Origin of the sequence: Staphylococcus ureilyticus, assembly GCF_002902235.1 — a bacterium.
In the GTDB taxonomy this organism is placed as follows: Bacteria; Bacillota; Bacilli; order Staphylococcales; family Staphylococcaceae; genus Staphylococcus; species Staphylococcus ureilyticus.
This window is the reverse complement of record NZ_PPRL01000121.1, coordinates 1-9,207: the sequence shown is the minus strand read 5'-3', so window position 1 is coordinate 9,207 and position 9,207 is coordinate 1. Positions and strand designations below refer to the sequence as shown.

The window sequence follows — 9,207 nt, the reverse complement described above, 5'->3', positions numbered from 1 at the left end:
TTACTAGTATCAGTCAATAGAATATTCTGAAAACTAATTTTATCCAACTTACATGTTTTTCATTTAATTTTTAATAATAAATTTAAAACCTGGATTTTCATTTTATATTCTCATTTTTATCATTGATGAAAATGAATTTTTTTAGCTTTAGATTCATATAACCAATCATTATGTATCATTTTGGTAATAAGGTGTATTCGTTCGAACCATGCATTGGCCAATTTGTCACTCAGCATCAAATAATCACTAGACAACTTTAAAACAATAAAAAAAACCGTTAATTTCTAAATATTCACTAGAAATTAACGGTTGTCGTTTTAGTTTTAATACCATGACTTGCATTCAAAAGCCTCTATATTTATTGACGCATTGTTACTAAATATCTTTACTTATGGGAATTTAGGGAATTGATCAAAATCAGGATTACGTTTTTCTTTAAACGCATCTCTGCCTTCTTTAGCTTCGTCTGTTGTGTAATACAACAGCGTAGCATCGCCCGCCATTTGTTGTAATCCTGCTAATCCATCAGTGTCAGCGTTCATCGCTGCTTTTAAGAATCTTAATGCTGTCGGAGAATGTTGCATCATTTCTTCACACCATTTAACCGTTTCATCCTCTATATCAGCTAAAGGTACAACCGTATTTACTAAGCCCATGTCTAAAGCTTCTTGTGCATTGTATTGACGGCATAAATACCATATTTCACGTGCTTTTTTATGTCCTACAATGCGCGCTAAATATCCTGAACCATAACCTGCATCAAATGATCCTACTTTTGGACCTGTTTGACCAAATATTGCATTATCTGCAGCGATTGTTAAGTCACAAACAACATTTAATACATTTCCGCCACCAATTGCATATCCTCTAACCATCGCGATGACAGGTTTTGGAATAATACGTATCAATCTTTGTAAATCCAACACATTAAGACGCGGAATTTGATCTTCACCTACATAGCCACCATGGCCACGTACTTTTTGGTCTCCACCTGAACAGAATGCTTTATCGCCTTCACCTGTAAGGACAATAACCGAAATACGTTGATCATCTCTAGCTCTTGTAAATGCATCTATCATTTCTTGTACCGTATTTGGCGTAAACGCATTACGAACTTCAGGTCTATTAATAGTTACTTTGGCTATGCCGTTATAAAATTCGTACTTAATCTCTTTATATTCTTTAATTGTTTCCCATTGTCTAGTCATTTTGCTCCTCCTTAAAAATAAAACCTAACACTATTTTATCAAATTCTGTCATTTCTTCCACATGTACAGTATGACCACTACCATTAACTTCATTTAGACTCGTCTCTGGTATTAAGTCGCACATGTGATAACCAATTTTTATAAATTTTTCGTCGAAACTTCCTACAATTATACAAGTTGGAACTGCAATATCTGATATTTTTGGCCATAAGTTAGGCATTTGTCCAGTACCATACTCTCGTAAAGCTTTTGCTAATCTCACAGGATTTTGTTGTAATCGCATTTGACGAATCTTTCGTTTTGTTTCTGTATTTAAATTATACTGACTTTGAAATAAAGGTAATTTTTCCCAATCATTTACAAAAATTTCTAATCCAGCGATTTCTAAAACTTTTGCACGTGCTTGATCAATTTGAATTCTTTCGATGCGGTCGTCTTCATCTGCAATACCTGGTGAACTGCTTTCTAATATCAATCCATTTAAGTGGCACGTTCCATAAAGCGCATAATATAAAGCGATTCTACCACCCATAGAATAACCGTGTAAAAAAATACGATATGCCTTAAACAAAGCTAATGTATCGTCTAATAATTGGCAGATAAATTCGAAATTCCAAGGACTCGTTTCACTTGATTGATCAAAACCATGACCTGGCAAGTCAATGGCTAATACATTTATTTCATCTGTGAACGTTTTGATATGTTCATCGAATGTCGATTGATCACTTATAAATCCATGCAATAATACGATCAAATCATTTGAATTCTTTGTAGATTGATCAAATTTATAATGTAACATCTATAATATCACTCAATTTCAAATAAAGATTTTGGTGTTGGCTTAAGTTTTCATCACGATTTGTAATGATTTCATATACATGTGCACCAAGTTTTGACAGTTCTGCATACTTAAAAGTTTCAATTGTTTCAAAACGTCTGTAAGAAAAATCATAAAGTAATGCAGCATGTTCAAAGTTTAATCCTGTCGGTGTACCAAATAGTCTTTCAAAATAAATATCAGCAGACGACTTTTGTGGTAAAAAGGAGAAAATTCCGCCGCCATCATTATTTAAAAGTATGATATTTAAGTTAATATCATTTAATTTTGACATAAGTAAACCATTCATATCATGGTAAAATGCTAAATCACCTATTAATAATGTGACACGTTTATGTGCTGCCATTCCTATCGCTGTGGAAATAACACCATCTATGCCATTTGCACCTCTATTAGCATAAATTTCTGCTTCACAATCTATAAATAGGTTATCGACATCACGGATTGGCATACTATTGCTAACAAATAATGCATCCTCTTTCGTCAATTTATCTAATAGATTTGCTACAAAAGCTGACTCATCCGTAGCAGTTCTCAAATAATCTTTGATTTTTATATGTGCTTGCTTTTCTAGTGATTGCCATTTTTCTAACCAATTTTTTCGCTCTACAGTTGGAATTTCAGAAAGCTGCCTAAAGAAATCATTGGCCGACATTTCGTAAGATACATGCGGTACCTTTGGAAATGCATCTGGTTGATCATTATTTTGCACTAATATTTGAAAAGCTTCTGTAGCTTTTAACCATTGATTTACTTTTTTAGAAATCACTGGTTTACCTACGCGAATAATAAAATCAGCATTTATAGATAACCCCGATCTATACAGTAAATCATAAGTTGTCACTACATTAGGATGATGTTCTTTACGTAATTGACTCAAAGGGTCTGCCAAAATAGGCATGTCATGTATGGTTGCATAAGTAAGTATTTGATCTACATCTTGATGTTGCATATCACCCACAACAATGAGGCCTTTACGTTTTTGCATAATCGTTTTGATTTCATTCAAACTTGCTGTTTTTTGATAATGAGGCAAGATCTTATTATCTGAATTTAACCATTCTACTTTTTCTAGGTTCGGTGTTAATGGCTCTCTAAATGGCAAATTCAAATGTATGGGTCCACGATGCGGACCGTAGAAATATTGGCTTGCTTTTTGTATTTGAAATTTGATAGTGTTTAACAAATAATCTTGTGATTCATCGGCATCTGCTATTGGAAAATCAAATTGGTATTGAACATAATTCTCGAACATATTTGTTTGATTTATCGCTTGAGGTGCACCTATTCCTCTTAATTCATGCGGTCTATCACTCGTCAATACGACTAATGGTAAATGACTTAAATCACTTTCTGCAATTGCAGGCGTATAATTGGCAGCTGCAGTACCAGATGTACATAAAATTGCAACTGGTCTTTCACTACCTTTCATTAACCCCATCGCAAAAAAAGCAGCGCTACGTTCATCTGGATGAATCCAAGATTTCAGTTTTGGGTGTGCCTCTATAGCAATAGCTAGTGGCGTTGAACGAGAACCAGGGCTTATTACCACTTCTCTTATGCCATATGCATATAGTTCTGAGACTAATGTAAAAACTTGTTTTGTTAAAGCGTCTGTGTGATTACTCATATTTCTCTACTCCTAAAGCTTTCATCATCGGATTGAATTTAACCGCAGTTTCTTCTACTTCACTATCAGCATCAGAATTTTGTACAATACCGCAACCAGCAAATAAAGTAGCTTGATTCTTTTTAATTAACATCGATCTAATAGCTACGATGAACTCACAGTTATCATACATATCAATATATCCTACTGGTGCGCCATATAGACCTCGTGTACCAAATTCATTATTTTCAATATAAGAAATTGCTTCTTCCTTAGGATAACCACCTAATGCTGGTGTAGGATGAAGATTATCTAATAATCCAATATATGAATTTTGTAACAACCGTCCTTCAATTTTGGTATATAAATGATATAAATGATCATTTGTTAAAATTTGAGGTTTTTTATTAAATGTAATTTCTTCTACATAAGGTTTGATATCATTTAATATACTTTTAACAACAAAATGATGCTCATTTAAATTCTTGTCATCGTTTAAAAATGCATCAATATTTGCCTTATCTATGTCATCTCGATGTGTTCTTTTAATTGTACCAGCAACAGCTTTCGTCGATAACACGTCATCTTTGACTTCCATTAATTGCTCAGGGGTTTGGGAGAAAAACACACTATCTTGTGATTCAAGCACAAATAAGTAGCTATTATGTTCACCCTGCATTGCCCTATTGAGTATATATGGAATGTTAATGTTTTTATCAAACATAATAAGCCTTTTTCTTGCAAGGACAATTTTTTTATTTTCATCTAAAATATCAATTGTATCTTTAACTAACTCACGCCATTCGTCTTTATAAATATCGTCAATTCTTTTAATATCCCCTATTTCATCACTAGGTTGAACGTCCTTTTGTGTAAGTCTATCAATGATTGCTAAGAAAGTATCTATCTCAAACTTATCGGCTTCTACTGTATACGTTATAAATGATTGTCCCTGCTCCATCGTAACGAGTACTTCAGGTAAGACAAAATGATTAATACCAAACTCACGCCATTCATCACCTGATTTATGCGTTGAAAATTGGAAACCACCACAGATTTTCAAATGATGTCTTTCTGAATTTGGATGTATTAACTCAATATCATTTTTATACTTTTCCCACTCACGAAAAATAGATTGTTTATTTTCAAAATCGTTTTTAAATCTCGTGATAGCATGATAGCCAAAGAATGAAGTTTCGTTGTCATTTTTCTTGAAATAAAAACGGTCTCCCGCACAATCTTCGGTTAAATGAAATAATAATGAAGGTTCTAATTCATAATCTAATTTTGCTTCTACAGAAACCCAAGTATGGTTACTTTCGTATACCGCTTCGACAATTTCACTTTCCTTGACATCTAAAGTCATCTATTTCACTTCTTTCATTTCAATATCAGTTTACACTCATTATAATATTGTACCACTTTTCACAATCTGTGTACGTTTTTCAGCTTATTTCATGTATACAATTTTTACGTAAGTTGACCTTTACAACTTCTTCTATTAAAATTAATTTGATAAAAATTAATTATATTAAAAGAATTCGAGGTAAATCATTATGGCATCTCAATACCAACAATATTCAACAGTCAGAAAATACTGGCACTTAATGCGGCCACACACATTGACTGCTGCAGTAGTTCCAGTTTTAGTAGGTACTGCAACTGCAAAAATATTCCTTCTAGGTAGTGAAGATCATCTAAAGCTTAGCTTATTCATTGCTATGCTAGTGGCATGTTTACTTATCCAAGCGGCTACAAACATGTTTAATGAATACTATGATTTTAAAAAAGGCTTAGATGACCATACTTCAGTAGGTATCGGTGGCGCAATTGTGCGAAATGGCATGAGTCCAAAATTAGTCATGAACTTAGCCATAACATTTTATATTATCGCAGCGATTTTAGGTATATTTATTGCTTCCCAAAGTTCATTCTGGTTACTACCTATTGGGTTAGTATGCATGGCAGTAGGTTACCTATATACAGGTGGACCATTCCCGATTTCATGGACACCTTTTGGTGAACTATTCTCAGGAATATTTATGGGTATGATAATTATTTTAATTGCCTTCTTTATCCAAACTGGTAACATACAAAGTTTAGCGGTATGGATTAGCATTCCAATCGTAATCACAATTGGTCTTATCAACATGGGCAATAATATCAGGGATTGGGTTAAAGATAAGGCAAGTGGTCGAAAAACATTACCCATTTTATTAGGGAAAAATAATGCTGTACGCTTTTTAGCATTGATGTATATCGTCGCTTATTTACTCGTTATCTATATCACTTTCTTTAAACCTGGTGGTTCGATTTTCTTCTTGCTAGCTTTATTATCTTTCCCAATGCCAATCAAAGCAGTTAGAAGATTTAAAAAGAACGACACACCTGAAACAATGATGCCTGCAATGGCTGCAACTGGAAAAACAAATACATTCTTTGGTTTCCTTTATGCATTAGGTATCTATATCAGTGCTTTATTAGGCGGGATTTAATAACACCCTGTATTTAATTTATTATATATATACAAAATCGTTCTTCATTCATTTGATGAACGATTTTGTATTTTTTACTAGTATATGCTAAACATATACTAAGTGATAATGCTTATGTCCATATAAATCAAATTCACTTTTAATTTCAAAACCTAATTTTTCATAGACACGTAATGCTGAAGTATTATCAACATCACAATTTAAACTCCATTTTTCATCTGGGTAGTTTGAAATGACATGTTTAATCAATTTCGTTGCTACACCATTTCCACGAAAATGAGGAAATGTTGCTACAGTTTCAATGTACCATTCATCATCAGCAGCCTCTTTCATCGGCATTGGTGTGCCATAAGATTTTATATCTTCCTCTAAATCCATGTCTAGCCATGCTTGTTCAAGTTCTAATTCTTTACTGCCTGGATATGCGATCAAACAGCCTGCAACGTTACCATCAATTTCATACACCCATACATTACTAATGTGCCCTCTATATTTTACATCTACCATGCTTTGTTCCATTATATTTAGCAAACGAAATTTTTCGACTTCCTTTACCATATCGATATCTAATTGACTCCAAATGATATAACATAATTCTGCAATATCTTTTTTGTCACTAGGCTTAGCTTTTCTAATCATTTTATTTCTCCTTTATTTATTACGATTATTAATTCCATTATATCTGAATCAATTTAAAATTTCGATGTAATAACAACCATATAATTCAAATTTTGTCACATTGTTTTATTTGTTCAATTTCACTATTTAAGAGATAATTAATACAATAATCTAGAAAATGAAAGGACATTATACACATGAAAGTAAACAAAGTTATATACGTCGTACTTGCATTTCTTTTGGGTTGGTGTGGCATACATAAATTTTACTCAAACCAATTACTACAAGGTATTATACATTTAATATTTTTTTGGACTGGCATCCCTTATATTATTGCTATCATTAGCGGAATATTAACAATTTTCTTTAACAAAGCAGATGAAAATGGTCTCATTACCCTCGAAAAATAGTTTTATACTAACTTGCTAAAAAATCCCTTACATTTTCATTACACTTATAAAAAATGGGTAAAGGTATGTAAGTAGCATGTATGAGTTTCGTTTAGGAGGTAAAATTTTATGAATATTATAAAACGTGTTTTTAGAACACTGATTGTCGGTTATATTGTAAGAGGAATTAGAAACTTAATAAGTAAAAAAACAAAATAAATTAAAGCCCCACTTCTCAATTTATTGAGTTAGTGGGGCTTATGCATGAGCAATGATGCTCCTGTCATATTGCAATAACGGAAAACAAATCCATATAATAATAAATCTCTCTCTTTTCTGCACCCATCCACATCTAAATTATTCATTTAAACTTACTTTTATGTTTTACTGAAAAGCAATTACTATTTGCTAATGTTGTCGCATAATTTTTATTACGTATTTATCGAAAATTAACCGGACGTAACAAAAAAGTTAAATCAACGTATTATTTACGTCAACTTAACGGGAATTCGGCATTACCTTTATCGTCTTTTAAATCTTCCATTTTGTTACGTTATAATGCTGCACCGACTTTGCCAGCTTCTTCATAGAATTATAATGTTCGCCTATCTGAATTACCATTATGTAATTTTTTATCTATACTCCATTGTTCTACTTGTATTACTAATTGATCTAGTATGTTCGTAATTTAAATATTCTTCCTTATCTAACAATATTGTTAGATTTTATATATTGCTTCAAATTTATTTTGCTAAATGTTTTAATTGCTTTGGAGGTGATTGTATTGAATCAATCTAATAAAAATCAAAATATTTTATCATCATTAAGTTATTTCAGTGTGTTTTTCGCACCAATTATATTTCCAATATTCGTTTGGATATTTGCTGAAAAACCAACTTCTACTCATGGTAGAAAAGCATTATTTAATCACATTTGGGTATATATTTTCTTATTCTTTGCAAATCTAGGTTTCATCTTTTCTCGAGAAGTTTTCGATAAACCTTTTGACAATCAAGAAGTAATATCTAATGTTTCATTCGGTATAGGCATTTTTTTATTACTCATTGCTGGCATTATATTTCTTTTCAACATCATTCGTGGTATCAAATTGCTTACGGATAAATAATATTGTCCCATCCTTAACTGGATGGCTTTTTCCATCTTTATATTCTCTCCCTTTCATCGTCTACATGCTACAATCTATCAATACTGCCGTGACATTAATTACAAATAAAGCAGCTATAAAGACTTTAAAAAAGTTCTTGTTAGAAACAATATTGATAATTTTACATCACTTTTGATAAGACACACCCATGCATCAATATATTAAAGTAAAGAATTTTCAATGCAATATATTAGTAAAAGATTAGGTCATGCAAATATTGAAATTACTTGGTGAGTATATAATCATTTGCTTGAATAATTGAAATCACAGGAAGATGATAAGCAACATAAAGCCTTTAATTTTTAGCTGGACAACTCAACGTACAAAAAAATTTTAAAAGTGTTCAAGTCGTCCCATGTTGACCAAAATTTATAGAATTCACTTTTGTATATTTTTCATAAAATAAAAAGAACGCTGATTTAACAACGTTCTTTTGTTATCCAAAGTATTTACTTGAAATGATTTTTCTGTTTTTACGGAAACAGTTCAATCCGAAAACGATAAGGCTATTCAAGCGTTAGAAAGTATGGAAACTCACACCAATGCGTTGGCGTAACTTGTAAAATCTATATAACTATTGGCGTTTCATCGTCTTAAAAGTTCATTTTAGACACTTAACCAAGCTTATCCAAATATAATAAAAAACCCGTCAAATCAACGTTTTACTCACGTCAACTTAACGGGATTATCTAATTTACGGAAACGGAGGGATTCGAACCCTCGCGCCGCTCTCGCGACCTACACCCTTAGCAGGGGCGCCTCTTCAGCCAACTTGAGTACGTTTCCAATGGCTCCACAGGTAGGACTCGAACCTACGACCGATCGGTTAACAGCCGATAGCTCTACCACTGAGCCTGTCTCTTATACACATCTCCGAGCCCACGA

The 9,207-nt window shown here is 32.5% G+C and carries 9 protein-coding genes, 2 tRNA genes and 1 pseudogene; 4 read left to right on the top strand and 8 right to left on the bottom strand.

From position 1 onward, the window contains the following. Positions 1-389: 389 nt before the first annotated feature. Genes menB through CD150_RS11220 form a run of 4 tightly spaced genes read right to left on the bottom strand, consistent with a single transcriptional unit; the run spans position 390 to position 5,021 of the window. Positions 390-1,208 carry a 1,4-dihydroxy-2-naphthoyl-CoA synthase gene (gene menB, locus CD150_RS11235; RefSeq protein WP_046208091.1) on the bottom strand — a complete coding sequence of 273 codons (819 nt, stop codon included), beginning with the start codon at positions 1,206-1,208 and terminating at the stop codon, positions 390-392. Continuing rightward, positions 1,201-2,007, bottom strand: a complete 807-nt coding sequence (menH, locus tag CD150_RS11230; RefSeq protein ID WP_103161598.1) for a 2-succinyl-6-hydroxy-2,4-cyclohexadiene-1-carboxylate synthase — start codon at positions 2,005-2,007, stop codon at positions 1,201-1,203. Before menH ends, menB begins: the two co-directional genes overlap by 8 nt. Then, complete coding sequence (gene menD, locus CD150_RS11225; protein WP_073342564.1) at positions 1,994-3,676, bottom strand: 2-succinyl-5-enolpyruvyl-6-hydroxy-3-cyclohexene-1-carboxylic-acid synthase; 1,683 nt, start codon at positions 3,674-3,676, stop codon at positions 1,994-1,996. The genes menH and menD overlap by 14 nt, the downstream gene beginning before the upstream one ends. Further along, positions 3,669-5,021 (bottom strand): isochorismate synthase, encoded by a 1,353-nt coding sequence (locus tag CD150_RS11220; protein ID WP_073342567.1) that lies wholly within the window; start codon positions 5,019-5,021, stop codon positions 3,669-3,671. The genes menD and CD150_RS11220 overlap by 8 nt, the downstream gene beginning before the upstream one ends. Before the next feature lie 190 nt (positions 5,022-5,211). Between CD150_RS11220 and CD150_RS11215 the strand changes: the two genes are divergently transcribed. Next, on the top strand, positions 5,212-6,150 hold the full coding sequence (locus CD150_RS11215) for a 1,4-dihydroxy-2-naphthoate polyprenyltransferase (RefSeq protein ID WP_064209416.1): 939 nt from the start codon (positions 5,212-5,214) through the stop codon (positions 6,148-6,150). 87 nt (positions 6,151-6,237) lie between these two features. On the opposite strand, the gene CD150_RS11210 is transcribed toward CD150_RS11215, so the two are convergent. Beyond that, complete coding sequence (locus CD150_RS11210; RefSeq protein WP_073342570.1) at positions 6,238-6,789, bottom strand: GNAT family N-acetyltransferase; 552 nt, start codon at positions 6,787-6,789, stop codon at positions 6,238-6,240. A 176-nt stretch (positions 6,790-6,965) separates the two neighbouring features. On the opposite strand from CD150_RS11210, the gene CD150_RS11205 reads away from it, so the two are divergent. Both CD150_RS11205 and CD150_RS13945 read left to right on the top strand, forming a co-directional pair. Further along, complete coding sequence (locus CD150_RS11205) at positions 6,966-7,178, top strand: TM2 domain-containing protein (protein WP_046208085.1); 213 nt, start codon at positions 6,966-6,968, stop codon at positions 7,176-7,178. A 108-nt stretch (positions 7,179-7,286) separates the two neighbouring features. Beyond that, positions 7,287-7,376, top strand: coding sequence for an SAR1012 family small protein (locus CD150_RS13945; RefSeq protein WP_019469096.1), 90 nt, complete (start codon positions 7,287-7,289; stop codon positions 7,374-7,376). 337 nt (positions 7,377-7,713) lie between these two features. On the opposite strand, the pseudogene CD150_RS14010 reads toward CD150_RS13945, so the two are convergent. Then, positions 7,714-7,845 (bottom strand): annotated as a pseudogene (locus tag CD150_RS14010) (nucleoside triphosphate pyrophosphohydrolase family protein); the annotation flags it as partial. Between the two features lie 96 nt (positions 7,846-7,941). Here CD150_RS14010 and CD150_RS11200 point away from each other — a divergent pair. Then, positions 7,942-8,283 (top strand): magnetosome magnetite crystal formation protein family, encoded by a 342-nt coding sequence (locus CD150_RS11200; RefSeq protein WP_080937822.1) that lies wholly within the window; start codon positions 7,942-7,944, stop codon positions 8,281-8,283. Between the two features lie 736 nt (positions 8,284-9,019). Here the strand turns inward: CD150_RS11200 and CD150_RS11195 are convergent. Both CD150_RS11195 and CD150_RS11190 read right to left on the bottom strand, forming a co-directional pair. Further along, positions 9,020-9,108 (bottom strand) — tRNA-Ser (locus CD150_RS11195). An 8-nt stretch (positions 9,109-9,116) separates the two neighbouring features. Continuing rightward, positions 9,117-9,180, bottom strand: a tRNA-Asn gene (locus CD150_RS11190). Between the last annotated feature and the right edge of the window lie 27 nt (positions 9,181-9,207).